Consider the following 26,169-nt stretch of genomic DNA (forward strand, 5'->3'; position numbering starts at 1 on the left):
AGCTTTAAAACGATCGGCACATATACAGATGAAGCGTTTTATCTTCATCAGACAGAGAAGATATATCGCGGAGTAAATTTTTCAACGTCACCTCACCATGATCTTTAATCTTTATAATAATTTTATTTGATTCAACCGCTAACTTAGCGTAATTAATTTGTGAATCATGATCAAAAGCTATATCGTAAGCCTCAATGTACTCACCTCCGTTTTTTGTTTCTACCGTATTAAATTTTCCATTCACTAAATCTTGCAAATCATCAACATGGCCATAAAGAGACCTCCCTTTCTCTGTATAGAATTTTAATTCGAGGTTATCAGGTATTCGACTGAAAAGATTAATATCCTGTGCAGCATGTGCTGCAAGGTATACATCGCGGGACGTTTTTTTAGGAATGTACAGATCAAAGTTTTTGAACTCTATTTTATTTAGTTGTTTATTTATATCATGTATCGAGATAGCATGAGTGTTAACCAAATTGTTTTTGTTTTTATCATATTTCATAACCTGCGCTTTTTCTGTTACCATATCAGTGCTGATATACAACCCGGTATCTCCATGATATGTCAAAATGGACTGGTCAAGGTATTCATCGATATTTTTTATGCTACCATCCCCCACCCCATATATGCAGGCAAAGCGAACTTCATTTGGTGAGCCAATAAGAACCACTCGTCTATCCTTACCCATAAACTCGACTGGATAATGTTCACCGTTTAACTTTATATAAAGACTGCCATTATCTGTAATGTAAATATTTTTATAATTTGGAACAGAGTGAACGCCAAGTGCGGATATATCTATGTTCGCTAGCTTTCTGGCATCAAATCTATCTGTAATCTTATTCCCATGCAAAAAGAACTCATCTTTCTTAAAATAAATAAATAAATAAATTATCACCATTATTTTTTCTGATGCAATATAACTGCTCATGTTTATAAACATTAACAAAGTTATTATCGATTTTAATATATCTATTTTCATCAGCATCATATCTTAACCCCTGATGGTCAGGGGCCGAAATTTTTCCCACGTCCACTTTCGCAACAACAATTTCGGGATCAATTATTTTCTCTAAATCTTCAGATACATGAGCAGATGTTTTTCGCTCAAATAACCAGCGTTCACCATCCCACTCAATCCGATGGCCTTTTTTCTCAGGAAACGACCGGTCGTACACTTCATAATGGGAACCATGTCCCGGTGTTATCATTTCTTTAACTGGAACCAGTTCACCGTTCATTTCAACATAACGCCCCCAGGGATAGCGATTGTAGTCACCTATTTGTTCCTGTACATATATATTACCATTCCCGTAGTAGTTCTGATTATTGTTTCCTCTGCGGGTATAATAAAATCCATTTTCTTTTTTTACTTTTATTTCTGTAATGGTATTAATTTGTTTGTTGCTGAATACAGAGTGTTCATTATGCGTGCTGAGGTGCCATGTCCGTGATAATGGCTCCATATAAATCGGAATAAACTTCCTCACCTCTGATTCTTTATTTACAACGATTTCATATTTACCGACAGCATTCTGCTGAAGTTCATAGTTTTCACCATGCAGTCTTACCTGTCGCTTTCCTTCACTGATTTCGACATTGAGACCCGATGAGTCAAAACTATCCGCATAACGCCATGACATATTACTTTCATCAACAATAACTCGCCTGTCCAGTAACTCCGGATTTACCGCATCAGGGTAATATGTTGTGAATTCATTTGTTTTATCAGTTGGTTTGAGATAAACCTTGCGTCCATTATCATTTATTGCTCCATTTCCCTGTTTCAGCTCCAGCAGAATTTCCTTTCTGATGCCGGAGTGTGGGTTACGGGTATAAAAGGCAGCCCTCTCTTGTTCCGGCAAAGCGTGGAAAAGTTCTGATGGTTTCACTTTCCCGGTACCTCCCCGCTGCGCAAATGTCAGCCCGTCCACATCAAGAGACGTTGCCACTTCCGCAATAAACAACCTTCTGAATCGTTCTGCACAAATTTCATCCCCTTTGTTCTGATAATATTCCCGTCGTTTGGCGTTTGCTATAAGTCCCCCGAATAAGGGCAAAATTCCCAGCGTAAGAATGCCGGCAACTATGTTAAGGCCATTTGCAACGCCACGGGCTTCCGGAGAGGGGCCTCCATCAGTATCATCATATATCATGCGAAACGGATTTTCGGCCCTTTGGGCCTCGAATAAAAGCAGCTTTCCCTGGTTCTCCCCCCTTGCATTAAGTATGTCTTCTTCAAATGCGCAGTGTTCTTTTATATGTTCTCCAGTTCCAGGGTCAGACTCTTCGACCAGAGCCCGTCTCGTGCGGGTGGTGCCCGAACTCTCATTATCAAGGCGGGCAACAACCATCGGCATGCCGGCGGCTTCCGACCTAAGCCACAGTTCAGTATCTCCGCTTTCATCTGCGGTCAGTTGCCCGTCAGAGACCCAATACTTTACCAGGCTGGAAATTAATTCGCTCTGCTTCCGATCGCCTGTAACAATATAGCCATCGCTTTTCAAATCCCGGAAGATATCTGCTGCCATGGTTGATTTTGTTTCAGCCAGCGGCAGCGGCGATGCCTCCGCTGCCGGAAATCTCAGTAGGTCAGTTGAAAACGGGATAGCATCAAGTCTTACCTGACTCAACAGCAACAACAGCGGTGCGGCTATGCCCTGCCGCGGCGCTGTAGCCTGGTATGATGGTCTGCTTAGCTCTTCGTAGGAATTGACTACTCTGTTGATGCTGCTTCCTACATTGCGTATTTCATCCGGAATGCCAGAGCGGTCCGGGTTTATGTCCTGGGTCTTTATTGTGGAATTTACCCTGAAATTATCGTGAAGTTTTTTCTGGTAAGCTCCGGCTGAAACTCTGTGCTGCGGCGCTGATACTGGCATGATTAAGCCTTTTTCCATGTAAATATAGCTTATCGCATATCAGCGCCGGTATTACTTTCAGTTAATGGCTTTTAGACTCAACTGCGTTCTATATCTTTCGCCGCCTGGTCAAGGGTATCGACTATCTTGTACAGCGTTTCCTGCGACAAGCCTGCACTCCCCAACTTTGTATTCAGCGCCATTTTAAAGTTATGAATGGCGCGCTGCACTTCGGGCAGACGGCGGTTATCGCCAAGCAAGCCCAGCGTGGCCAGCCGCCCCGTGACCGCCTCAAACTCCTGAGACTGCTCTGCCAGAGACGTTTTCCCTTCATCTGTTAACACAAATACTTTTTTGCCACTTTGCCCTTCGCCGGCAACGATCAGCCCCATCTCTTCCATCAGCGTCAGGTTCGGGTAGATGATGCCGGGGCTGGGAACATATTCTCCCTTTGCCAGTCCTTCAATGGATTTGATTAGCTCATAGCCGTGCGCCGGGCCACCGGAAAGTAAATGCAGGATCAGCAGACGAATATCGTTGGCGTCAAACAGGCGCTCACGGCGATGACGGGCGCGACCTTCCGGGTTGCTTTGCTCATGACGACCGTGGCCGCCCCTTCCTCCGTGGCGTTCATGACGTTCGCATTTTTGCTGCATTAAATGATGAATTCGCATCGCCCGCTCCTTATTTACCGTGCCAGTAAGCGACGGTGCGCACCAGGTCTGCATCCAGGCCGCGAACTTCCAGCAGATAGTCGCCCAGCTGTTTAGCCTGCTGGCCTTCGCCCACTATCCAGATGAAATAATCTTCAGCGGGGATCTCAAGCTCTTTCAGTAGCTCAACGATTTCATCATGCTTTAGCGCCTGTACCTGTGCGGAGGTGAACGCTTCAAGATAGCTGAGGCTTTCTGCTTTGTGGCAGTTGACCAGCACCAGCGGCCGCGCTTCAGCCGGGAGGGATTGCAGGCGGCGGCGCACAGCCGGAAGTCCACTTTCGTCGCAGATGTACAACTGCCAGCGATAATCGGTTGGGATAACCAGCGAGCCGCGTGGCCCGCCAATGGTGAGCTTATCGCCCGGCTTCGCGTCCCTCGCCCAGTTGCTGGCAACACCGTCTTCATGCAGATAGAAATCTATCGTCAGCTCCTGGCGTACCGCATCAAAGTCCAGCGGCGTATAGTCGCGGGACTGTGGACGCGGCCCGTCGCCCCAGACGATACCTTCGTCGGTGATTTGAGGTGGAGTAAAAGCACTCTCCACCGCCGGGAAAAACACTTTGATATGGTCATCAAAGCCCCGGGAGGAAAAGTCGGCCAGCTGCGGGCCGCTGAATACAATACGGAAGAAGGTATTAGCGATAAAGTCTTTGCTTTTTACCGTCAATTCACGGAATTTGAGTTCATTTCGCACCCTTACAGGCACTTTTTTGCCGCTATTTTGTATCGTCATAGGTTATTCTCTTGAGGTGTAAGATATATCATAGACATATCTTAGAGCACAAAAGTGACTCCGTCTTTAGCTTTTTACGGCATTATTTTTCGCTGATGAATGAGAATGCATGTCATTACATGCTGGAACAACCTGGATCGCAAATTGACAATTCGATGCTTTTTTAACCTTTCCTTTGCGGGCCTTCTGCTTCTACACTGAACTCTGGCATCTGCCAGTTTCATTCCATTCACCTACCATCCGACCAGGGAGGCCTGACATGTTTCCTGAGTACCGTGAATTGATTTCCCACCTGAAATCCGAAAACCCCCGCTTTCTCAGCCTGTTTGACAAGCACAACCGTCTCGATAGCGAAATTATGCGCAGGGAGGGTCCGCAAGGGACGGGATATAACGATGAAGTCGTGCAAATGAAGAAAGAAAAACTGAGGCTTAAAGACGAGCTTTATCAGATGTTGAAGCGGGCGAGCCAGCCTGCCTGACCGCCGGAACCTGAAACCGGAAAGACTAAGGAAGGGGCTTCCCCTTCCTTATTTGTTTATCAGATAACCACTCTTAATCTGCGCAACTCTGCCGCCATCCTACTGGCACCGGTAAAGTTCAGATGATCGCCGTCGCGGAAATCCTCGGGCCGGAACGCCTGGTTTTCTGAAAGATCGATAAAACGCGAACCCGCACTCTCCAGCCCGGCAAAGCAGCGCCGATGGGTGGACTTCATCTCCTCATCAAGATGCTCCACGTAGGCCGGAGGGAAAGGCGGTGTCAGCCAGACTACCTGCTTTCCGCGCTGCTCCAGCTCCGTCGCCAATGCTGTTACCCGCAGCTCATTCTCATTCAGCGTTAAATGATGGCGAATCGATTTCGAATGTGAAACGCCCCGCTGCTGAGCGGCCTGCTGTTGCTGTTCAAAAGGCAGATAACCGGTGCTGGCAAATATCGCCCGGGAGTTGTCGCACACCTGGTCGCGCGCGTTTAAATCCTCTAACCCGTCTATTTTCATCCCCTGAGCGGGAGACGGCATCGCCAGCCGGCTGAATACCAGGCAGCCATCCATTGCCGACTCGCTGACTTCCTTTATCTGGTAATGGCTGTTCAGCTGGCTCCAGACATGGATTATCTGCTGATTGAAGTCATCTTTGCTTTTTAATAAATCGCAGTAGAGGTCAAAAAAACCGAGGCAGTACACAAAATTTTCAATATGGGGAAAGCGGTCAAGAATATGGCGGGTCAGCTGCTGCGCCTGCTTAAGGCCAAGGCTGTGGGTAGAGATGTTAACGCTGTGCTCAAGGAGCGTTTCAGGGAAGCCATAGAAGCTATAAGAATTACCGATAATCGCCGTTTTTATCTGCGGATTAGCCAAATCACAATAGGGTTTCGCCAGCAAATGCGTGAGGCTCCCGGCATCGGGGCTTGCCGGAATAAAATTATCAATCAACAGGTCAAAAAAGGAGAGGCAGGCAATAGCCTGGGAATGTTCAACGGCCAGGGCCAGCTTGAGCCCCTGAGGATCGTAAATGACAAATGGCGCTACGCTCCCGGCAATCTTCGCGTAAAAATCGTCAATTTCCTGCCTGTTGGTCTCTGCCGCACTGAGGAAATAAAGATTATTAATCACGGGCGTGCTGAAACGAGCGCCCAGAAACTGCAGATGATTCAAATCGCCAAAATAAAAGACCTCGATACCGTTACGGGTCATTGCGCTAATCCAGTACAGGTATAGTGCGAGGTAAAGCTGGTTCGGCTGCAATTCTATTCCGTCCAGCCAGTCGCCAAGGGTATTTATTAGCGTCAGCGTTGTTTCGGCATCATCCAGTAATTGCTGATGTGAGAAAAGATAATCAGCCAGGTAACGAGGTAAATCAGGGTTCAGGGGCGCGCTTTCAAAATCCACCAGGAACTGCTGAATCTGTTTTAGAAAGTTATTTTCCATGAGGTTTTTTAGTAATAGTAAGAAGTTATTTACTGATACTAGCACCCCAAAACCCCGGCAAACGGACGATAACCGCCCATCTGACCACCCTTTCTCTAAGGATTAGCGTTTAATTTAGGGCAGCCCGATTCGGCAGGCTACCCCAGCGCTGTCGCTTAAACGAAAGGTGCCAGCGGGTCAGCCGTTTCAAACGCAATTTTTCTGTCGGCTACCGGCGGGTAAATCAGCTCCTGGGTGATTGAGAGCTTAATTTTCTTGGCCTCTTCGCGAACGTGCTTCACTTCCTGCTGCCAGCCTTCGGTGAACACCGCTCCCCAGTTGCCGAGATCGAGGCAGGTGACGTAATTAATCTGGCGATAAGGCAGAGGCGCAACGTTGAGCAAGTCTGCCGCCACGTTGTAACCGACGAAGCGGCCAAGCATTATTGCGTGCTGGCAGGTCATCAGCGCCAGGTTACCTTTATCATCGGTTGCTGCCCGGGCTACGTCGCCGGTGGCGAAGATTCCCGGCTGCCCTTCTACTTTGAGGAATTCGTTTACATGCAGCCGCCCTTGCTTATCGCGCGGGGCTTTAATCTGCTCCGTCAGCGGGCTTGCCTGTACGCCAGCGGTCAAAATAACCGTGCTCGACTGAATTCGCTCCCCGTCGGCGAGGACAAGACCTTCGGCATCCACTTCACGCACTTCAGCACTAAGACGCCATTCTACGCCCAGCGCCTCGCTGGCGGTGGCGATAACTTCACGCAATTCGCTGCTGTAGCGGCCGCCAATCTTATCGCCCCTCTCCACCACAATGACGCGGGCTGCGGCATCGGCTCCAAGAATGGTGCGCAACCTTGCCGGGAGTTCAGTCGCCATTTCAATTCCGGTGAAACCGCCGCCGCAAACGACAACCGTATTACGCGCTTCGCTGTCCGGCCGCTGTGCCAGAGCGGAAATATGCTGCTCAAGGCGCAGCGCGCTCTCCAGTTGGTCGAGGTCGAAAGCGTGTTCCGCCGCCCCGCTAATCAGGTCGCGTTTGAGGTTGCTGCCGGTAGCCAGTACCAGCCGGTCGTACTGGCGCGGAGTGCTATTTCCCTGCTCATCGCGATACCACACACAATGATTTTCGCTGTCGATGCGCTGCGCTTCTCCTTTAACGAACGTCACGCCGGTCACGTCAAACAGCGGCTGCAACGGAGCAACCAGCGAGGCAACCTGGGTTTCATAAAAACGTGGGCGAACCCGCAGCTCCGGCTGGGGTGCAAGCACGGTAATCTCAATATCTTCACGCTGGTGCATTGCCGCCAGGCGCGCTGCGCTCAGGGCCGCCCACATACCGGCAAAACCGGCGCCAAGAATCAGGATCTTCTGTTGCATTGCTCTACTCCAATAAAGGCCCTCGATGGCCAACGACTGCGACTATACTTGTCGCAGTTGACTACGACAAGATCTTTCGTAGTTAATTTTATATACCGACACTTCACGCCTGCGGATTGCATCCCGGGCGTAAAATCCCTACATTACCTGGATTAAATCAGTCGGAGGCAGCATGGCGTTTTACAGTTCGGGCGTGGAGTACGGCATTCACAGTCTGATATGCATGGTGGACAGTAAAGGCGAAGGCCGCGAAATGAGCGTGCGTGAAATTGCCGAGCTGCAGGGCGTGCCGTACGACTATCTTGGCAAAATTTTTACCCGGCTTTCTAAAGGTGGCCTGGTAGTCAGCAGCGAAGGTAAAGGCGGAGGTTTTAGCCTCGCCCGGCCCGCGGACCAGATTAGCGTGCTGGATATTGTCGAAGCCATCGACGGTGAAAAGAGCATTTTCGACTGCAAAGAAATTCGCCAGCGGCTCGCCATTTTCGACGAACCTGCGCCCAAATGGGCCTGCGAAGGTATTTGCGGCGTGCGCGCCGTCATGAACATTGCCCAGCAGCGTATGGAAGAAGCGCTGGCCCAGCACACCGTTTTGGATCTTGCCCGCCGCATGTATCGCAAAGCGCCGGATGAGTTCGTTGTAGAGGTTCAGGAGTGGATCCGCGACCGCCGCAGCAGCTAGTCGCTCGGACATTTTCCCGTTAGTACAATTTCGCAAATACTAAGCCAGCCCGTGCATAACAGGCTGGCTTTTTTGTATATAAAACGAGCCGGATCCCGCAAAAAACGTATCTTTTAGCCATCCCCCACTCTGGACATCCAAACGGCTTTCCCTCCCTACCGCCAAACCAGCAGATTATATTACTTTCAGTTCTAAACAGCGGGTTTATGTTCTTTAGATGGGGCAATTGGCCGCCCTATCATTCCATACATGAACACTTTTCATGTTGCGAGAGAACCATGATTGCCGACTCTGTACTTGACCTGATAGGCCACACTCCGCTGCTGCGGCTGAACCACCTCGATACCGGCTGCTGCGAGCTGCTGCTGAAGCTGGAAAACCAAAATCCCGGCGGCTCAATTAAAGACCGCGTTGCGCTATCGATGATTGAGCAGGCTGAACGCAGCGGCAAATTGCGGCCAGGCGGCACGATAATCGAAGCAACCGCCGGGAATACAGGGCTGGGCCTGGCGCTGATCGCCACGCAAAAAGGCTACCCGCTGATTCTGGTGGTGCCAGACAAAATGAGCCAGGAGAAGATTTTCCACCTTCAGGCGCTGGGCGTTGATGTGCGCCTGACCCGCTCCGACGTCACCAAAGGCCACCCGGACTACTACCAGGACTACGCCCTCAGGCTGGCGGCGGATATTCCCGACAGCTTCTACATCGACCAGTTTTCCAACCCGGCAAACCCGCTGGCACATGCCCGGGGTACGGGACCTGAACTTTGGAAGCAGGCCGAAGGAAAAATCGACGCCATTGTGGTAGGCGTTGGCTCCGGCGGTACGCTTGGCGGGCTACAGCAATTTTTCCACCAGCACTCGCCAGATACCGAGTTTGTCCTCGCCGATCCGTGCGGTTCGATCCTTGCCGACGTAGTTGAACACGGGAGCTACGGCGAAGTGGGAAGCTGGCTGGTTGAGGGCATAGGCGAAGATTTTGTTCCCGAACTGGCGGACTTTAAGAGCGTACGGCATGCCTACCGCATCAGCGACCGCGAAGCCTTTGCCACCGCACGCAACCTTTTGACTCACGAAGGGGTACTGGCTGGCTCTTCGACCGGTACCCTGCTCGCCGCCGCCCTTCGTTACTGTCAGGCGCAAACCTCACCGAAGCGCGTGGTTACTTTCGCCTGCGACAGCGGCAATAAATACCTGTCGAAAATGTTTAACGATCAATGGCTCAGCCAGCAAAACCTGGCATGAATACAAAGGAAATATGATGACTAAGTTTGCCACCCAAAGCGTACACAGCGGAACTTTTGAGGATGCACACGGCGCGGTAATGCCACCGATCTACGCCACATCCACCTTCGAGCAGCCCGCCCCCGGCCAGCACACCGGCTTTGAATATTCCCGCAGCGGCAACCCAACGCGCCAGGCGCTGGAAACCGCGATTGCCGAGCTGGAAGGCGGCAAACAGGGGTATGCCTTTGCTTCCGGCCTGGCGGCTATCTCCACTGTGCTCGAAATTCTGGACAGCGGCAGCCACATTATCGCCGTTGATGACGTTTATGGCGGAACATGGCGACTGATTGAAAACGTGCGCAAGCGCAGCGCTTCTCTCCAGGTTAGTTGGGTAAAACCGGACGATCTCGAAGCGTTAGAGGCGGCCATTCGCCCGGAAACTCGCATGATCTGGGTCGAAACCCCGACCAACCCGCTGCTTAAGCTGGCCGATCTCGCGGCCATTGCGGATATTGCCAAACGCCACCGCCTGATTAGCGTGGCCGATAATACTTTTGCCTCTCCTGCATTGCAGCGCCCGCTGGAAAGCGGGTTTGATATCGTGGTGCATTCGGCAACCAAATACCTGAACGGTCATTCTGACGTTGTTGCCGGGCTGGCGGTAGTGGGGAATAACGAGGATCTCGCTCAGCAGCTGGGCTATTTGCAGAATGCGGTTGGGGGCGTGCTTGATCCGTTCAGCAGCTTCCTTACTCTGCGCGGTATACGTACCCTGGCGCTGCGCATGGAACGCCATAGCACCAATGCCCTACAGCTGGCTAAATGGCTGGAAGCGCACCCGGCGGTGGAAAAAGTTTATTTTCCGTGGCTGGAAAGCCACCCGCAGCACAGCCTGGCGCGCCGGCAAATGTCCCAGCCTGGCGGCATGATCTCTATTGTGGTTCACGGCGGCGAGCAGCGTGCGGCAGAGGTGATTAAGAAACTTAAGTGGTTTACCCTGGCCGAAAGCCTCGGCGGCGTGGAAAGCCTGGTCAGCCAGCCTTTCACCATGACGCACGCGTCCATTCCTCTTGAGCAACGTTTAGCCAATGGCATCGTGCCGCAGCTGATTCGTTTATCTGTGGGTATTGAAGATGCCGATGATTTGCAGGCCGACCTGGCGCAGGCGCTGAGCTGAAGTTAAATACTGGCAATAAATATTGCCAGTAATATAAGAAATGGCCTTTTGTTTGCGTTAGCTGAAAAAATTCAGTGCAACAAAAGGCCATTTATTTATCGGGCCTGAATAAAATAACGCTGTGTGTTATTTAGCCAAAATACTGGCGACGTAAAATATCCGCGCCATCATCAATTGCTTTATGAATTGCCTTCACGCTGCGGGCTTCATCTTTCTCGGCTAAAGCCTCGAGCAAGTCATCATAATTATGATGACCCTGGCTCATTACTTCCGACTGCGGGTAGAGATAATTGAAACAAGGGCCAATACGCACCCACAACTGTTCAATTAAGACGGTCAGAGTCGGCATATCCGCATAGTCAAAGAGCTGGAAACGGAACTCTCTGTTTGCCTGTAGGGCGGCTTCAACGCTTTCCTGTTTTGCCTGAAGAAATGCATCGCACAGCTGCTGTAAGCGGGCAAGTTTGCTTTGATCCATATGCCGTGCAGCCTGCTCTACCGCCATTCCTTCCAGGTTCTTCCGGATGACGGTTATTTCATGATAACGGCCAAGCGAAATTTCAGGGACCAAAAAAGCCTGAGCCGGGGTCGCATCCAGCGCCCCCGAAGAGACAAGTCGAAGCAGAGCCTCACGCACCGGCGTAATGCTGGTTCCAAGCTGCTCCGCAATCTCTTTGGTGACTAATCTGGCTCCGGGTTTTAGCGTTCCCACGATTAATGCACCCTTTAACCTTGCTTCAACCTGCATGGTTAAACTCATTCTTTGCGCTTTTTCTAAGTCAAGCATGTTTATTTCCTATAGCAAAATAACTACTTTGTATTTGCAGTTTAATAACTGGCTTGTCGTCCATGGAGTATATAGGATATATCATGTACTCTTGCTACTTAATTTATACTGCCATGCGATTAAGCCTGAAAAAACATTCGATACTCATCAATAATTTAGACGGTAACGTATAGGGATAGACCAAAAATGAAAGCATCCGGTCGTAAACTTGCAGCTCTGGCTGTATTAATGAGTCTGGTAACCCCCTTCAGCTACGCCAGTGAATTAGTCATTGCTCAACCTGCTTCCGCCACCGCAATGGATCCCGGCTTCCTGAAAGAGGCCGCCACTCTGGTGGATAATATTTTCGACACTCTGGTGCTGCGTGATAAAAACATGCAACTCCAGCCAGGACTTGCGACATCCTGGAAAGCTCTGGATGACACAACCTGGCAGTTCGATTTGCGTCCTGGCGTCAGTTTTACTAACGGTGAGCCGGTCAACGCAGCTGCGGTAAAATTTTCAATCGATCGTATTCTTGATCCGGCCAACCATGCGCCGACCATTTCCTATATTCGCACCATCAAATCCGTAGAGGTCACCGGCGAATACCAGGTTCGTATCCATACCGACGGCCCGGATCCTCTTCTACCCACTCGTATGAGCCGCTATCCAACCTATATCGTGCCACCGGCCTATGTAAGTAAAGTCGGTGCCGCAGAGTTTGCACGCAAACCTATTGGTAGTGGCGCATATACATTAACAGAATTTATACCAGATGAGCGTGTAGTTATGCAGTCTAACCCACATTACTGGCGCGGGAAACCAGTAATTGATCGGGTGACATGGCGGCCTATTCCTGAAGCGACCGCTCGCATTACTTCCTTGCTAACCGGGGAAGTTCAGCTGGTTGATAGTGTCCCTGCGGACCTTGTTTCTGCCCTAAAAAACAAACCAGGCGTTCATCTTGAGCAGGTAAAAGGTGGTGGGTTAACCATTTACCTTGGCCTCAAGAATAGTGAGAAACCTTTAAGTGATGCACGCGTACGCCAGGCACTTTCGCTGGCATTAAACCGCCAGGCTTACACCAGCCAGCTCTTGCACGGTTTTGGCACTCCAACCGGCACCATGGCGGGCGCTAAAGATTTCGGCTATCTCAATATTCCGGCCACGCAGCAGGACGTAGCTAAGGCCAAAGAGCTGCTGAAAGAAGCCGGTTATCCGAATGGGTTTACGCTGAAATTCCAGGCGCCACGTCGCTATATTGCCAGTGCAGAAGTGGCTCAGGCCATCGTTCAGGATCTGGCCGCTATCGGCGTGAAGGCGCAGCTTGAGGTGCCTGAATGGTCGGTTTACACCCAGCAGGTGGCTTCCGGTAAGCAAGCGGAAATGTACATGCTGGCCTGGGGTTCAACCCAGACCCTGGACGCCGACGCCGCGCTGTATCCCATTCTGCACTCCGGCGAGCCGTACTCCACGGTGAGCAACCCGGAACTGGATAAACTGCTGAACGCCAGCCGCTCCACGGTTGATGCAAAAAAACGCGAGCTTATTCTGCAAGATATCCAGAAAGTCGTCGCCAAAGAGCAGCCGCTTATCCCGCTGTATCGCGAAGATTCGCTGTATGCCAACAGCGATAATCTCACCTTTACCGGGCGTGCCGATGCGCGTATTCCGCTGTACGACCTGAGGCTGAAATGATTTTCCCCCAACGCGCCCTTGCCCGCCGCCCTCGCCGCCTGATTTCTGGCGACGGGGCGCTGGGGGGCTTATTGTTAGGCATAGTGATTTTGCTGGCGCTGGTGGCCCCGTGGCTACCGCTGCCCGACCCGCTCACCAATAACCTGGCGGATATTTTCCTGCCGCCGGGTAGCGAAACGGCAAGCGGTATGCACTGGCTTGGCACCGATCAACTCGGGCGCGATTTGCTGTCAAGAATATTGGCGGGTACCCGCCTTTCCCTGACGGTAGTGTTACTGGCGGCGGCTATTGCCGCCGTTATTGGCACTCTGCTTGGCATGCTGGCGGGCTACGTTGGCGGCTGGCTTGATGCCGTCATCATGCGCCTGATGGATATTCAGCTGGCGGTGCCGTTTATTCTGCTCATCCTGCTGGTGATGGCGTTATTTGGCACCTCGCTGGAAAACATCATTCTGATTATGGGCGTCACCAGTTGGGCGATTTATGCCCGCGTGGCCCGCGCTAAAACCCTCGAGATCCGCGAACTTGAATACATTGAGGCGGTCAGGGCGATGGGCTTCTCCACGCCGCGCATCCTGCTGCGCCATATCCTGCCTAACCTGGCCACGCCGCTGATAGTGCTGCTGACGCTGGATATCCCGCGCCTCATCGTGCTGGAGGCCTCAATCGGCTTCCTCGGCATGGGGATTCAGCCGCCCACGCCAACGCTCGGCAACCTGATTGGCGAAGGCCGTTCGTATATGCTGCTGGCCGAATGGCTGGTGCTGTGGCCGGGGCTGATTATTGCCGCGCTGGTTGTCGGCTGCAATTTGCTCGGCGACAGCCTGCTGCGTAAAACCCACACGAGGCTCGACTGATGCTGCGCTATATTCTTTCTCGCTTCGCTCAGGCCGTGCTGGTGATGTTTGGCGTGTCGCTGCTGATTTTTTACAGCCTGCACCTGACGGGCGACCCAGCCGCGGTAATGATGCCGCCGGGCTCGTCAAATGAAGAAATTGAGACCTTCCGCCATGCTATGGGTTTCGACCGTCCGCTGCTTTGGCAGTACGGCCATTATCTGAATAGCCTGCTGCACGGCGACCTCGGCCTGTCTCTGCGCTATGAACAGCCGGTTACCGACCTTATTGCCCAGCGCGTTCCCGCCACATTGCTGCTTGCCGTTTCCGCCCTTGCCTGGAGCACGCTTATCGGCCTGCTGCTTGGGGTAATAAGCGCGGTATGGCGCAACAGCTTTTGGGACTTACTTGCCCGCCTGCTGGCCTTCAGCGGCCAGGCGGTACCGGTCTTCTGGCTCGGCCTGCTGATGATCCTCTATTTCAGCCTGCATCTGCGCTGGCTGCCCTCCAGCGGCTACGGCAGCTTCAGCCACTTGATAATGCCCGCCATTAGCCTTGGGGCCTACTATATGAGCGCCATCGCCCGCCTGGTGCGCGCCAGCCTGATAGATGTTCTGGCCCAGGATTATATCCGCACCGCGCAGGCCAAGGGCCTGAGTTCATGGCGCATTCTTATCCGCCATGGCTTACGCAATGCGCTTATCCCGGTAGTGACCGTGCAGGGCATGTATTTTGCCTCGCTGCTCGGCGGCGCGCTGGTCACCGAAATTATCTTCGCCTGGCCGGGTATTGGCCGCCTGGCGGTGCAAGCCATCCAGAACCGCGATTTCCCGCTGGTACAGGCTATTGTCCTGCTCGCCGCGCTGGTATTTGTGATGATGAATTTAGTGATTGATTTACTGTACGTGGTGCTGAACCCGAGGATCCGGCTATGAGTCAATTAGAGGCAACGCTGGATCTGCTGCGCCAGATAACGCCATTTGAAAGCGTGGCCGGAAACATAGGCCAGCAGCGCGAACTGGCCGCCTGGCTGGAGCGCTGGCTGGTTGAAGAAACCGATGCCGAAGTGCTGTTCCCGGTAGCCGGACAGCTTCAGGATAGCGCCCCGCCTCTGGTTCATGTCCGGGTCGATATCGGTTCGCCGCGCACGCTGGTGCTGTACAACATGTACGACGTAATGCCTGCGGATACCGCGGGTTGGGAAGTTGATCCTTTTGTTGGCGGCCTGAAACACTGGCCGGACAAAGGCGAGGTGTTTATTTCCCGCGGCGCTGAAAATAACAAAGGCCCGCTGGCGGGCATGCTTATGGTAGTGCGCGACCTCTATCACTCGGGACGGCTGCACGCCAACATCGAAATACTGCTCGAAGGTGAAGAAGAGATCGGCAGCGGCAACCTGCGCCGCTATCTTGCGCAGCAGCCTTGCCCGATTAACCCCGCCGAAGCCGTGCTGTTTCCCTCACTTTGCGAATACGGCGGGGGCGCACCTCGTCTCTATCTCGGCTTTACCGGCCGCAGCGGCGGACGCCTGCAAGTAAAAGGGGGAAGCTGGGGCGGCCCGAAGGCGGCCATACACGCCAGCAATGCCGCCTGGATAGATAATCCGGTCTGGCGGCTGGTGCAGGCTCTGAATACCCTCGCGCCCGCCCACGCTAACGGCGTGCTCGAAACCGGCAAACTTGATGAAGAAGCCCGTTCAATTCTCGACGAGCTTGCGGCCAATTTTAATCCTGACGACGAGCTAACCTTTCGCCGCAGCGAAAAATTCTCGATTGAAGGAGACAGCTACAGCCTCCTGGCTTATCTGCTTGGTAGCGCGGTGCTGAACATTTCTGAAATAGCCAGCCTGCCGCACGGCGCGCAGGGCGTTATACCCCCGGAAGCCTTTGCCGACCTGGTGCTAAGAACGCCGCCTGTAGTTGACGGCGAAAAACTTATGCGCCGCATTGAGCAGCAGGTCGCCGCGCTTTCAGGAGTGGAACTGGTGCCCGGCGACAGTTACCCCGGTTACCGCTTTAGCATCGACGATCCCGGCGTAGCAGAGCTTATGGTCAGCTATCACCAGCAACACGCCAGGCCGCAAATTTGGCCGTGGGCGCCGGGCTGCGCCCCCGCCTACGCTTTCGCTCCCGTTGCCCCCGCTTTTTTAATCGGCGGGCTTGGCTACGGCGGCAACGCTCACGGGGTGAACGAATTCGTTACGCTTCTCGGGCTTCAGCGCTTCCAGCAGTCGCTTAACGACTGGCTTGTCGCTTTTTAACGACCTCCGGCATCAGGGAACCAGACAGGATAATGCATGAAAAATGTGAATGATTTTGAACGTGTTACGCTAGGATTCTTCCCCACTCCGCTGGAATCATTGCCGCGCCTGTCCCAGGCCTTAGGCATTGAATTAACCATCAAACGCGACGATTACAGCGGCTTCGGCGGCGGCGGGAATAAAGTCCGCAAGCTGGAATACCTGATGGCAGAAGCCTGCCGCGAGGGCGTAAAAGTCGTTATCACCACCGGCGGCCACCAGTCTAACCATGCCCGGATGGTTGCGGCGGCGGCGCGCAAATTCGGCATGAAGCCGGTGCTGGTCCTGCGCGGCGATGAGCCGCAAACCTACCAGGGCAATTTACTGCTGGACAAGCTGTTTGGCGCGGAGCTGCAATTCCTCGATCCCGAAGGCTACTTTACCCAGATTGAAGGCGCGATGCAGGCTCATGCCGACGCGGCCAGCGCCCGCGGTGAAAAACCTATGATCATTCCTCTCGGCGGCGCAACCGCGCTTGGCGCACTGGGCTATGTGCGAGCGGTGGAAGAGATAGATGCTCAATTACGGGCGCAGGGTAAATCCGCGCCTGACGTTATTGTCGCCCCAACCGGCTCCGGCGGCACGCTTGCCGGGCTGTATGTTGGCGCGCGCCGCTACTGGCCAAAAACACAAATTGTTGGCATCAGCGTCAGCGCCAAAGCGGACTGGTTCCAGGCCCGCATCTCCGCTATGGCGGACGACTGTGCGCGCCTGCTCGACTGGGATCAAAGCTGGCAGCCGCAGGATATCTGGATTGAAGACGGCTTTGTTGGCAGCGCCTACGGCGTACCTTCTGAAGGCGGCATTAATGCTATTTATCAGGTTGCTCAGCAGGAAGGCGTGCTGCTCGACCCGGTTTATACTGGTAAAGCGATGCACGGCTTAATGACGCTTGCAGAGCAAGGTCAGATTCGCCCCGGCAGTTCGGTTATTTTCATGCACTGCGGCGGCTCTCCGGCGCTCTATCCCTTTGCCCAAACGTTACTGGAACACTGAGCATGCAAATACTGAACCGTCAGCAGGTTACCGGCCTGGGTGGAAGTGACCCTGTCACGGCCTTACGGGATATTGAGGACACCGTCCGCCTGCTGAGAAGCGGTGAAGCGGTAATGCCCGCCGAAACGCATGTCGACCTCGCTACTCCCCTGGGCAAAGTTTACGCCCTTCCGGCCAGAGTTGGTGGGCGGTTCAATGCCACCGGCGTGAAGTGGACAGCTCACCGTCCCCGCGCCAGCGACGGCTACCCGCAGGCAATGGCGATGACGCTGCTCAACCGCGCCGACAACGGCCTTCCCATCGGGCTGCTGGAAAGCGGCAGCCTCACGGCAACCCGGACGGCGGCGGTTTCGGCCCTTGCGCTACAGAAAGCAGCCCCCCGTGCGCCAAAACGTATTTTACTGCTTGGCGCAGGCGTTCAGGCTCGCGCTCACCTTGAGATGCTGAGCGCGCACTTTCCCGACCTTGAAATGGTCTACTGCTGGAACCGCACGCCAGAGCACCTGGTGAAAATGCTGGGCCAGACCGGCGATTTACCCTGGCCCGTCACGCAGTTTGAAGCGCTGCATGATGCGCTAAGCCAGCACTGGGATGCGCTCATCACCTGCACCAGCGCCAGCGAGCCTTTTCTGCGCCCCGGTATCTGGCGAGCGGGCACCATGGTGCTACAAATCGGCTATCACGAAGTGGCGTTCGAAACGATTGCCACCGCCGACCAGGTGGTGGTGGATCTCTGGGGCGATTTCAAACAAACCAGCGCCAAGAGCCTGTTTCAGATGTACCGCGCCGGGCTATTTGACGAGCTAAAAGTGGCGGCTGACTTAACCAACCTGGTGGTTGACGGCTGGCATGCCAGCCCGACGGACAAAGTTTATTTCTCCTCTTTCGGCCTTAACGTCTTTGATATCGCCCTCGCCGCCCGAGTTCTGCAGGAGGCGCTCTCGCGGGGCGAAGGCTGCAAGCTGCCGTTTGGCTGGGAAGCTACTGATGATAATTAGCGCCAACGATTTGCGTCAGCGCCTTGCCAGCGGCGAGCGGCTGGCGCTGATTGATGTTCGGGACATTGCCGCCTGGCGAGAGGCCTCCTTGCCTGGCGCATACGGCCTTAACGTCTACGACTACTTTGTTCCCGACTCCACGCAGGAAGACTACGCGGCGATGGCCGGGGCTTTTATCCAGGCCTGGCAGCAGCTAAATATTGCCGATGACGCAACGCCGGTCTTTTTTGAGCAAGAAGTGGGAATGCGTTCTCCACGCGGCCTGTGGTTTCTGTGGTTCGCTCTGGGCAGGTCCGGCCTTGTTCTGGACGGCGGTATTAATGCGTGGATGGAGGCTGGCGGCAATTTAGCGCCGGGTAGCGGCACCTGGGCTGATGTTTCCCCAGTTAATGCCCCTGCCATTCCGCCTGCCATGCCGCAGCTGGCCGCAACCCGCCAGGAAGTGCTTGAGGCTGATACGCAGACGGCTGTCTTACTCGATGCGAGAAGGCCAACGGAATACGCAGGCAGCTTTGTTCATGACTGCTGCGCACGGGCGGGAAGGATACCCGGCTCGACGCTATTGTTCTGGGAGGATGTAGTGGAGAGCGGCAGCTTTAAATCAGCCGAAGCTATTGCCCGCCTCGCCGCCGAGGCCGGGTTTAATCCTTCTCAAAGAATTATCGCCTGGTGTCATCGAGGCGCGCGTGCCGCCACGGTTCTTGTGGCTCTGAGGCTTGCCGGATACCATGACCTGGCGGTTTATGTCGGCTCGTGGCACGAATGGGCCGGGCACCCGGAATTACCTCTGCATAGCGGAAGCTAACCCGGCATTTTCACCGCTGATTAACCGGCCGCACGGAGCTTCAGCGCCTGCTGAATATCCGGCGCGGCGGCCAGAAGCTGTCGCGTGTATTCGTGCTGCGGGCGGTCAAGCACCTGCTTTGTAGCTCCGGTTTCCACTATTTCACCACGATACAGGACAACTACGCGGTCGCACGCCTGGCGCACCGCTCCGAGATCGTGGCTGATAAACAAAACGGTTAAACCCAGACGGTTGCGTAGATCCGCAAGCAGCGCGAGGATCTGCCCTCGCACCGAGAGATCCAGCGCGGAAACCGCCTCATCGGCCACCAGCAGTTCCGGCTCCAGGGCCAAAGCTCGTGCAATAGCGATGCGCTGCCGCTGCCCGCCGGAAAACGCAGAAGGCAATCGCGTCGCCGCGCTGGCTTCAAGCCCCACCAGTTCCAGCAGCTCAATTACCCTGCTTTGGATCTGGTCCGCCGGGCGCAGCTTGTGTACGCGTAGCGGCTCGGCAATCTGCTCTCCAACCGGCATTTTGGGGTCAAGGCTGGCGTAAGGGTCCTGGAATATGATTTGCGCCCTGCGCCGCATACCCTGCTGCTGCTCGCGGCTGGCGCGGCGTACATCGAGACCGTCAAAAATAATAGTGCCGCTGTCTGCCGGAATTAAACCGATAGCCGCGCGGCCAAGCGTGGTTTTTCCCGAACCGGACTCGCCAATCAGCCCAACAATTTCACCCCGTTCGATCTCAAGACTTGTTGGCTTGAGTACCGTCTGCCGTTTGGCCGGGAAGAACGGCAGCGCGTGAGCCTGCGGGTAGCTTTTGGTTAGCTGAGAGAGCTGAACCAGCGGGGTACGAGTCACATCTTTACGCCTGCAGGGCCTGGATTCGGGCTGCGAGGCGGCAATCAGCCTGCGGGTATAGTCGGCCTGGGGTGAAGTCAGCAGCGTCGGCACGTCGCCCTGCTCAACAATATTGCCCTGATACAGCACGCAGGCGCGGTCCGCATAGCGGGCGACCACGCTTAAATCGTGGGTGATAAACAAGATGCCCATCGCCATTTCACGCTGTAGTTCCTGGAGCAGGGAAAGGATCTGAGCCTGGATGGTAACGTCCAGCGCGGTGGTAGGCTCATCGGCAATCAGCAGCGCTGGCTTGCAGCTAATTGCGCTGGCGATCATCACGCGCTGGCGCATCCCGCCGGAAAGCTGATGAATATACTGTTTTGCACGCTGCTCCGGGTTAACGATGCCCACTCTGTCCAGCAACGCTATCGCCTCACGATGCGCCTGTTTCCAGCTTAATTGTTGGTGGCGCACCAGCACCTCGGCAATTTGCTCACCCACTTTCAGCACCGGGTTCATGCTGCTCATCGGCTCCTGAAAAATGGTGGCAATTTGCTGCCCGCGCAGCCGCCGAGGATAGGTTTTCCCGGGCGCGGCAATAAGCTCGCCGTTGAAACTGATTTCACCGCCGCTCTGGTACACGCCGCCGGGCAGCAGCCCCATGACCGCCAGAGAGGTTAAGGTTTTACCCGAGCCGGACTCACCTACCAGGGCCACAATTTCGCGGCGCTCGACGCTAAACGAGGCGCTCTGCACCAGCGGTTTTCCATCGGGCGTATTAATGCAGAGTGAGCTAACGGTTAATAGCGGATTCTGGGCGGCCATAGCGGTTCCGGGTCGGGGCTAACATCGTGATTTTTGAGACTATAGTATCTGCCCGGACACGACAAGATGATTTGCTGATAGCTTATTCAGGAGGGAGTTAATGTCGAAGGCCCGGCAAACCGGGCCGCAGGGAGGCTCAGAACAGCGAAAACATCAGCGCCACCGGGAAGCTCATCGGCCAGGTCGCCCCAACCAGCACGGAACTGAGCAATTTGATGCGTTTAGAATCTTTGGCCAGCAGCCAGGTGATCCCGGCGCAGATTAACGACATTACGGCGTAAAAAACCAACATATGTTGATAAAGGGTCATACCAGACATGACTACTTGTTAAAAAATTTTGCAAAATATGCTCTTTTTTATGACGCAGATCAAGTTTCACAACCTGTTTTTTTAGTGTAAAAACCCACCGAAGTGGGTTTATTTGCAGCGCTACAGCTTAGGAATGATCAGCACCTGCCCGGGGTAGATTTTGTCCGGATGGCTGAGCATAGGTTTGTTGGCTTCGAAGATTTTGTTGTACTTATTGGCATCGCCATAAACATGTTTAGAAATGGCGCTTAGCGTATCGCCGGATTTGACGGTGTAATACGTCGCCTCCTGCGCGGAATCCGTCGCTTTAATGTTGTTTTCAACGCTGCTGATACCCGCAACGTTGCCAACAGCGACCTGGATTTTCTCTTTCAGCTCCTGCGTAAGCCCATCCCCGGTTATCACTGCTTTGCCGTTTTCGACGCTCACGCTCACCTTGTCCGCGCCCTCAATGCCGCTCTTTTTCAGGTGCTCTTCCAGTTTGCTTCCCTGATCGCCGTCATTTCCTTTCAGCGAATCCCACAGTTTCTCACCTGCTTCTTTGACAAAATCAAATAAACCCATGGTCGTCTCTCCTGTTTACAAGTCCCTGTAAGCCTGGCAAAGGAAGCCAAAAATGCCCACTTTTGCGGACAGGTGAATCGTGTTAATGCTTTATCATCACATGGCGAATAACGGTGTAATCCTCCAGGCCGTAGAGCGACATATCCTTGCCGTAGCCGGAGAGTTTCTGGCCGCCGTGCGGCATTTCGCTGACCAGCATAAAGTGCGTATTAACCCAGGTGCAGCCGTATTGCAGGCGGGCGCTGAGGCGATGGGCGCGGCCAACATCCTGCGTCCAGACAGACGATGCCAGCCCGTAGCTCGAGTCATTTGCCCACTCCAGCACCTGCGGCTCATCGTCAAAACGGGTGACGCTGACCACCGGTCCAAATACCTCTTTTTGCACGATAGCGTCGCTCTGCTTCGCGCCTGCCAGCAGCGTAGGCTGGAAGTAATAGCCGGAACCTTCTACCTTCCCGCCCCCGGTAATCACCTTAACGTGGGGCAGCGCCTTCGCCTCCTGCACCGCCTTATCGACCCGCTCCAGATGCGCCAGCGAGCTTAACGGCCCAAGCTCGGTGCTTTCATCGTCCGGGCTGCCGTATTTAAGACTGGCGACCGCAGCGCCCAGCTTTTCCACCAGCCGGTCATAAATTCCGCTTTGGGCGTAGATTCGACAGGCGGCGGTGCAATCCTGCCCGGCATTGTAATAACCGAAGGTGCGCACGCCTTCGACCACCGCTTCCAGTGAGGCATCGTCAAAAACAATGACCGGCGCTTTGCCTCCCAATTCCATATGGGTGCGTTTTATCGACGGCGCGGTATGGCTGATAATGTGCTCGCCGGTGGCGATAGAGCCGGTCAGCGAAACCATACGCACTTTTTCATGACCGGTCAGCACATCACCAACGGTTTGCCCCCGGCCAAACAGCACGTTCAGCACGCCAGCAGGAAAGATATCTTTTGCCAGTTCGGCCAGCTTAAACACCGTCAGCGGCGTGATTTCCGAAGGTTTGATAACCACGCAGTTACCGGCAGCTAACGCAGGCGCAAGCTTCCACGCGGCCATCATCAGCGGATAGTTCCACGGGGCAATAGAGGCGACAACGCCCACCGGATCGCGGCGGATCATCGAAGTATGCCCGCTAAGGTATTCCCCGGCGGCCAGCCCTCCCAGACAGCGGCTGGCTCCGGCAAAGAAGCGGAAGACATCCACTACCGCCGGAATTTCGTCGTTAAGCACGCAGTGATAAGGCTTGCCGCAGTTTTGGGACTCCAGGCGAGCGAAGACTTCGCTATGCTGCTCGATAACATCGGCCAGCGCCAGAAGGTGCTCAGCGCGCTCCTTCGGCGTTGTCTGCCCCCACCCGGCAAAAGCCCGGTCCGCCGCCAGCACCGCATCATTTACCTGTTCCACCGTCGCCTCAGCGACTTCAATCAGAACCTTGCCGGTTGCCGGATTGTAGACCGGCTGCTTTTCCCCGAGGCCATCCACAAGCTTGCCGTTAATCAACAGTTGGCTTTGCATTCCGCTCCCCTTACCCAGTCTGGTTTTTATGGCCCGCAGGCATCGATGATTCGTGGTAAAAAGCTTAGCTTCGGCATTCCGGGCGCAGTCTGCCGCATCCGAAAATTTCACCACGTTGTGACGCACCACGCAGTAAGCTGCGCCAGTTTTGCTCTTTGCTCTGGTATAACAGCTGCGCGGTCAAATTTGATATCTATAGAAAATTAATATGAATCAGCGGCCGCCGGTTCTATGCTTTATCTCATCCCTTTCAAGTTGAACGCCAGGAGGCACCATGACCATTTCTGCCCGTAATCAGTTAACCGGCACCATCAGCCACGTCACGGATGGCGCGGTTAACGACGAAATAGAATTAACGCTCAACGGCGGCGGCAAGCTGGTGGCCGTCGTCACGCGCACCAGCAAGGATGCGCTGGGCCTGGTCAACGGCAAAGAGGCTATCGCCCTTATCAAAGCGCCGTGGGTAATGCTGGCAAGCGAAGATTGCGGCTACCGCTTCTCCGCCCGCAACCAGTTCCCCGGCGAAGTGAAATCCGTGCTGGCTGGTGCGGTAAATACTACCGTGCACATTAAAACTGACGCAGGTTTTGAGCTGACCGCCGTAGTAACAAACGAGGCGGCAGAGGAGATGGCACTTAAGGCCGGAGGCCGCCTGTTGGCTCTGGTAAAAGCCTCTTCTGTGCTGATAGCGGTTAAAAAGTAATAGGTATTTGAGAGGCAATCTGGCGACGACTACGCCAACTTTAATTGAGCGGGACGATTAATTTAAAGTTGGCGTAAGTTTTTTTGGAGACTGTAATTAAAATTGTGTAATTGCCTGTTTTTGATATGTTCACTCCCACAACGGAGACAGGCAAATTATGGACGAGAAGAAACTTAAAGCCCTTGCGGCTGAGCTGGCCAAAGGCCTTAAAACTGAGGCTGACCTCAATCAGTTTTCCCGCATGCTCACGAAGCTGACCGTTGAAACGGCGCTCAATGCAGAGCTGACTGACCACCTCGGGCACGAGAAAAATGCCCCTAAAACTGGCACCAACACCCGCAACGGTTACTCTTCAAAAACGCTGCTGTGCGACGACGGTGAAATCGAGCTGAACACGCCGCGCGACCGGGAAAATACCTTTGAGCCTCAGCTGATTAAGAAGAATCAGACGCGTATCACGCAGATGGACAGCCAGATTTTGTCCCTGTACGCCAAAGGCATGACCACGCGGGAAATCGTCGATACGTTCAAAGAGATTTACGATGCCGATGTGTCACCGGCCCTGATTTCAAAAGTCACGGATGCCGTTAAAGAGCAGGTCGCCGAATGGCAGAATCGCCAGCTGGATGCACTCTATCCCATTGTTTATATGGACTGTATTGTTGTTAAGGTTCGCCAGAACGGCAGCGTGATTAACAAAGCGGTGTTCCTGGCGCTGGGCATCAATACCGAAGGCCGGAAAGAGCTTCTGGGGATGTGGCTGGCTGAAAATGAAGGTGCAAAGTTCTGGCTGAACGTGCTGACGGAACTTAAAAATCGCGGCCTTCAGGACATCCTGATTGCCTGCGTGGATGGCCTGAAGGGCTTCCCGGATGCGATAAACAGCGTCTATCCGCAGACTCACATCCAGCTGTGCATCATCCACATGGTGCGTAACAGCCTGAAATACGTGGCGTGGAAAGACTACAAAGCGGTCACGGGCGGGCTGAAAGCCGTTTATCAGACCCCCACAGAAGCTGCCGCGCTGATGGCACTGGATGCGTTCGCAGAAAAATGGGATGACAAATATCCGCAAATCAGCAAAAGCTGGCGTGCGCACTGGGAAAATCTCAATACGTTCTTCGGCTATCCGCCTGACATCCGAAAAGCTATCTACACCACGAATGCCATCGAATCGCTGAACAGCGTTATCCGTGCCGCTATAAAGAAACGCAAGGTGTTCCCGACGGATGACTCGGTGCGGAAGGTGGTGTATCTGGCGATACAGGCAGCATCGAAAAAATGGAGCATGCCGATCCAGAACTGGCGGCTGGCGATGAGCCGTTTTATTATCGAGTTCGGTGACCGCCTGAGCGATCACCTTTAACACGATGGCAGTTACACAGAATTATTTACAGGGTCTTTTTTTGCAACCGCTATTTCCTGCCTTAAGGGATTGTTAAATCGCTCAAAGCCGAGAGCTGCGTATGAATTATTCACTATGCCACTTCGGTTGGTTGAAAAAACATTATTATATTTCTGAGCTTCTCTTTGATGGCTGAACTAAAACCCATCTGCCATCAGCATTCATCCCTTGTTTCCATTCTCCCAGGGGGGATTTTTTCCCTGTATTCATTTGCCCAAAATTCTCTGCCTTATCTATTAACTTGTTTCTCACAAGATTTTTTGATAACCCGCTTGCATCCAGGTAAGAAGCTACAACTCCCGGACCTGTTGCAGAAACAGTCACCAGATGTCTGAGTAATGGAACAGATCTTTTTCCCTCCCACATAAGATCATCAATAGTAAAACCTTGTTTGGAGTAATCGTTCATTAGCTTTGTGAGCTCACCTCTTCCTGCTGTTTTTCCGAACCCCATTTCAGGTAGTGTGCCCTCGTAGGGAGCAACCGCAGCATTAAGCATTTTTTCTATTCCTTTCGAATGTTTTGGTGCCGCAATCACAGCATTTGAAAATCTTACACCTCGTTCGGTTTTCTCCTGAAAAATAAGGCAATCAATTTCACCTGTACTGCTTTGCCTTTGGGCTTTTATTTCACCTAACGGAGCTTTCATGGCGACATCCACATCCATATAAATACCACCGCAGTCTTTTAATACTGCCAGTCTCATGATATCAGACGCCGCCGCATAGTTTTTGAAATTGTTATCAGTACATTCCCGATTAATTGCAGCCGCAACTTTTGTTGATAAATTTGGTTGTTTGATGTTAACTCTGGAAAAAATAGCTTTGCTATATCCTGCATTTAAAATTTGGCTCTTTATCTTTTCTGGATTATCTGACCACAGCATGATGTTGTAATCTGGATTTTGTTTTGATGCACTAATAACATTACTCATTGCCGCGCGAGGAAT

The 26,169-nt window shown here is 53.4% G+C and carries 24 protein-coding genes and 1 pseudogene; 13 read left to right on the top strand and 12 right to left on the bottom strand.

The window, feature by feature from the left end; genetic code table 11:
• Window positions 1-4: 4 nt before the first annotated feature.
• Genes ACG1VR_RS11925 through ACG1VR_RS11940 form a run of 4 tightly spaced genes read right to left on the bottom strand, consistent with a single transcriptional unit; the run spans window position 5 to window position 4,313 of the window.
• Window positions 5-934 (bottom strand): putative adhesin, encoded by a 930-nt coding sequence (locus ACG1VR_RS11925; protein ID WP_395491040.1) that lies wholly within the window; start codon window positions 932-934, stop codon window positions 5-7.
• Window positions 873-2,903: a hypothetical protein gene (locus ACG1VR_RS11930; RefSeq protein WP_395491041.1), complete on the bottom strand. Its 2,031-nt coding sequence runs from the start codon at window positions 2,901-2,903 to the stop codon at window positions 873-875. Before ACG1VR_RS11930 ends, ACG1VR_RS11925 begins: the two co-directional genes overlap by 62 nt.
• 59 nt (window positions 2,904-2,962) lie before the next feature.
• Window positions 2,963-3,538, bottom strand: a complete 576-nt coding sequence (locus tag ACG1VR_RS11935) for a PadR family transcriptional regulator (RefSeq protein WP_395491042.1) — start codon at window positions 3,536-3,538, stop codon at window positions 2,963-2,965.
• Window positions 3,539-3,548: 10 nt separating this feature from the next.
• Window positions 3,549-4,313: a siderophore-interacting protein gene (locus tag ACG1VR_RS11940; protein WP_395491043.1), complete on the bottom strand. Its 765-nt coding sequence runs from the start codon at window positions 4,311-4,313 to the stop codon at window positions 3,549-3,551.
• A 259-nt stretch (window positions 4,314-4,572) separates the two neighbouring features.
• Here ACG1VR_RS11940 and ACG1VR_RS11945 point away from each other — a divergent pair, with 259 nt between their 5' ends.
• Window positions 4,573-4,794 (top strand): YdcH family protein, encoded by a 222-nt coding sequence (locus tag ACG1VR_RS11945; protein WP_016536417.1) that lies wholly within the window; start codon window positions 4,573-4,575, stop codon window positions 4,792-4,794.
• 59 nt (window positions 4,795-4,853) lie between these two features.
• Here ACG1VR_RS11945 and ACG1VR_RS11950 read toward each other — a convergent pair whose 3' ends face one another.
• Both ACG1VR_RS11950 and ACG1VR_RS11955 read right to left on the bottom strand, forming a co-directional pair.
• Window positions 4,854-6,242: a hypothetical protein gene (locus ACG1VR_RS11950; RefSeq protein ID WP_395491044.1), complete on the bottom strand. Its 1,389-nt coding sequence runs from the start codon at window positions 6,240-6,242 to the stop codon at window positions 4,854-4,856.
• Between the two features lie 155 nt (window positions 6,243-6,397).
• The gene (locus tag ACG1VR_RS11955) at window positions 6,398-7,600 is read right to left on the bottom strand and encodes an NAD(P)/FAD-dependent oxidoreductase (RefSeq protein WP_395491045.1); all 1,203 of its coding nucleotides are present in this window, start codon (window positions 7,598-7,600) and stop codon (window positions 6,398-6,400) included.
• A 172-nt stretch (window positions 7,601-7,772) separates the two neighbouring features.
• Here ACG1VR_RS11955 and ACG1VR_RS11960 point away from each other — a divergent pair, with 172 nt between their 5' ends.
• From ACG1VR_RS11960 to ACG1VR_RS11970, 3 genes and pseudogenes are all read left to right on the top strand, one after another.
• A complete protein-coding gene (locus ACG1VR_RS11960) occupies window positions 7,773-8,279 on the top strand; it encodes an Rrf2 family transcriptional regulator (RefSeq protein ID WP_172569996.1) in 507 nt (168 codons plus the stop codon).
• Between the two features lie 278 nt (window positions 8,280-8,557).
• Window positions 8,558-9,517: pseudogene (locus tag ACG1VR_RS11965) on the top strand (PLP-dependent cysteine synthase family protein); the annotation flags it as partial.
• Window positions 9,518-9,539: 22 nt separating this feature from the next.
• Window positions 9,540-10,682 carry a PLP-dependent aspartate aminotransferase family protein gene (locus ACG1VR_RS11970; protein ID WP_039898223.1) on the top strand — a complete coding sequence of 381 codons (1,143 nt, stop codon included), beginning with the start codon at window positions 9,540-9,542 and terminating at the stop codon, window positions 10,680-10,682.
• A 130-nt stretch (window positions 10,683-10,812) separates the two neighbouring features.
• Here ACG1VR_RS11970 and ACG1VR_RS11975 read toward each other — a convergent pair whose 3' ends face one another.
• On the bottom strand, window positions 10,813-11,469 hold the full coding sequence (locus ACG1VR_RS11975; protein WP_016536409.1) for a GntR family transcriptional regulator: 657 nt from the start codon (window positions 11,467-11,469) through the stop codon (window positions 10,813-10,815).
• 186 nt (window positions 11,470-11,655) lie between these two features.
• Here ACG1VR_RS11975 and ACG1VR_RS11980 point away from each other — a divergent pair, with 186 nt between their 5' ends.
• The 7 genes from ACG1VR_RS11980 to ACG1VR_RS12010 are packed head-to-tail and all read left to right on the top strand — an operon-like array spanning window position 11,656 to window position 19,083.
• Entirely contained in the window at window positions 11,656-13,149 is a 1,494-nt protein-coding gene (locus ACG1VR_RS11980; protein WP_395491046.1) for an ABC transporter substrate-binding protein, read from the top strand.
• The gene (locus ACG1VR_RS11985; protein ID WP_016536407.1) at window positions 13,146-14,006 is read left to right on the top strand and encodes an ABC transporter permease; all 861 of its coding nucleotides are present in this window, start codon (window positions 13,146-13,148) and stop codon (window positions 14,004-14,006) included. Before ACG1VR_RS11980 ends, ACG1VR_RS11985 begins: the two co-directional genes overlap by 4 nt.
• The gene (locus ACG1VR_RS11990; protein WP_016536406.1) at window positions 14,006-14,920 is read left to right on the top strand and encodes an ABC transporter permease; all 915 of its coding nucleotides are present in this window, start codon (window positions 14,006-14,008) and stop codon (window positions 14,918-14,920) included. Before ACG1VR_RS11985 ends, ACG1VR_RS11990 begins: the two co-directional genes overlap by 1 nt.
• Window positions 14,917-16,245, top strand: a complete 1,329-nt coding sequence (locus ACG1VR_RS11995; RefSeq protein WP_395488865.1) for a M20/M25/M40 family metallo-hydrolase — start codon at window positions 14,917-14,919, stop codon at window positions 16,243-16,245. Before ACG1VR_RS11990 ends, ACG1VR_RS11995 begins: the two co-directional genes overlap by 4 nt.
• 36 nt (window positions 16,246-16,281) lie before the next feature.
• The gene (locus ACG1VR_RS12000) at window positions 16,282-17,280 is read left to right on the top strand and encodes a 1-aminocyclopropane-1-carboxylate deaminase/D-cysteine desulfhydrase (RefSeq protein ID WP_016536404.1); all 999 of its coding nucleotides are present in this window, start codon (window positions 16,282-16,284) and stop codon (window positions 17,278-17,280) included.
• 2 nt (window positions 17,281-17,282) lie between these two features.
• The gene (locus ACG1VR_RS12005) at window positions 17,283-18,278 is read left to right on the top strand and encodes an ornithine cyclodeaminase (RefSeq protein WP_395488866.1); all 996 of its coding nucleotides are present in this window, start codon (window positions 17,283-17,285) and stop codon (window positions 18,276-18,278) included.
• Complete coding sequence (locus ACG1VR_RS12010) at window positions 18,268-19,083, top strand: sulfurtransferase (RefSeq protein ID WP_395488867.1); 816 nt, start codon at window positions 18,268-18,270, stop codon at window positions 19,081-19,083. Before ACG1VR_RS12005 ends, ACG1VR_RS12010 begins: the two co-directional genes overlap by 11 nt.
• A gap of 20 nt (window positions 19,084-19,103) precedes the next feature.
• Here the strand turns inward: ACG1VR_RS12010 and ACG1VR_RS12015 are convergent, their stop codons facing one another.
• The 4 genes from ACG1VR_RS12015 to patD form a co-directional block, all read right to left on the bottom strand.
• On the bottom strand, window positions 19,104-20,732 hold the full coding sequence (locus ACG1VR_RS12015; RefSeq protein ID WP_395488868.1) for a dipeptide ABC transporter ATP-binding protein: 1,629 nt from the start codon (window positions 20,730-20,732) through the stop codon (window positions 19,104-19,106).
• A 136-nt stretch (window positions 20,733-20,868) separates the two neighbouring features.
• Window positions 20,869-21,042 (bottom strand): GhoT/OrtT family toxin, encoded by a 174-nt coding sequence (locus ACG1VR_RS12020; RefSeq protein ID WP_395491101.1) that lies wholly within the window; start codon window positions 21,040-21,042, stop codon window positions 20,869-20,871.
• 120 nt (window positions 21,043-21,162) lie between these two features.
• A complete protein-coding gene (gene lysM, locus ACG1VR_RS12025; protein WP_016536399.1) occupies window positions 21,163-21,606 on the bottom strand; it encodes a peptidoglycan-binding protein LysM in 444 nt (147 codons plus the stop codon).
• Between the two features lie 82 nt (window positions 21,607-21,688).
• The gene (patD, locus tag ACG1VR_RS12030) at window positions 21,689-23,113 is read right to left on the bottom strand and encodes an aminobutyraldehyde dehydrogenase (protein ID WP_395488869.1); all 1,425 of its coding nucleotides are present in this window, start codon (window positions 23,111-23,113) and stop codon (window positions 21,689-21,691) included.
• Window positions 23,114-23,387: 274 nt separating this feature from the next.
• Between patD and ACG1VR_RS12035 the strand changes: the two genes are divergently transcribed.
• Window positions 23,388-23,816 (top strand): molybdopterin-binding protein, encoded by a 429-nt coding sequence (locus ACG1VR_RS12035; protein ID WP_172570008.1) that lies wholly within the window; start codon window positions 23,388-23,390, stop codon window positions 23,814-23,816.
• Between the two features lie 157 nt (window positions 23,817-23,973).
• A complete protein-coding gene (locus ACG1VR_RS12040; RefSeq protein WP_395488870.1) occupies window positions 23,974-25,182 on the top strand; it encodes an IS256 family transposase in 1,209 nt (402 codons plus the stop codon).
• 144 nt (window positions 25,183-25,326) lie between these two features.
• Here ACG1VR_RS12040 and ACG1VR_RS12045 read toward each other — a convergent pair whose 3' ends face one another.
• Window positions 25,327-26,154, bottom strand: coding sequence for a glycosyltransferase (locus ACG1VR_RS12045; protein ID WP_395488871.1), 828 nt, complete (start codon window positions 26,152-26,154; stop codon window positions 25,327-25,329).
• Window positions 26,155-26,169: the final 15 nt, after the last annotated feature.

The organism is Cedecea davisae (assembly GCF_044095835.1).
Taxonomy (GTDB): domain Bacteria; phylum Pseudomonadota; class Gammaproteobacteria; order Enterobacterales; family Enterobacteriaceae; genus Cedecea; species Cedecea davisae.